At 34.0% G+C, this 241-nt stretch carries 1 protein-coding gene; it reads right to left on the reverse strand.

Annotation, left to right across the window (positions count from 1 at the left end):
- Positions 1 to 227: 7-cyano-7-deazaguanine synthase (locus AOA60_RS29645; protein WP_178075434.1), on the reverse strand; the 227-nt coding region annotated here is incomplete at its 3' end.
- Positions 228 to 241 lie beyond the last annotated feature (14 nt).

Below are 241 nucleotides of genomic sequence, written 5' to 3' on the forward strand. Positions count from 1 at the left end.
GTCAGTGCACTTGGCGCTAGTTGATTAATGAGTGACATATCTAACACAGTATTTTTTACTCCTAATTCCTTTGCAATGGACTGTGCTACTTCAATTTCTAGTTTATGGCGTTGATTATAATTAAAAGTTACTGTTTCTACTTCTTCAAAATTTTCCAAGGCCCAAAATAGGCATGTCGTGCTATCTTGACCACCACTAAATACAACAACAGCTTTTTCATTTTTCATTTTTATATTTGCTC

Source organism: Pseudomonas sp. 2822-17 (genome assembly GCF_002742485.1).
Taxonomy (GTDB): domain Bacteria; phylum Pseudomonadota; class Gammaproteobacteria; order Pseudomonadales; family Pseudomonadaceae; genus Aquipseudomonas; species Aquipseudomonas cyclaminis.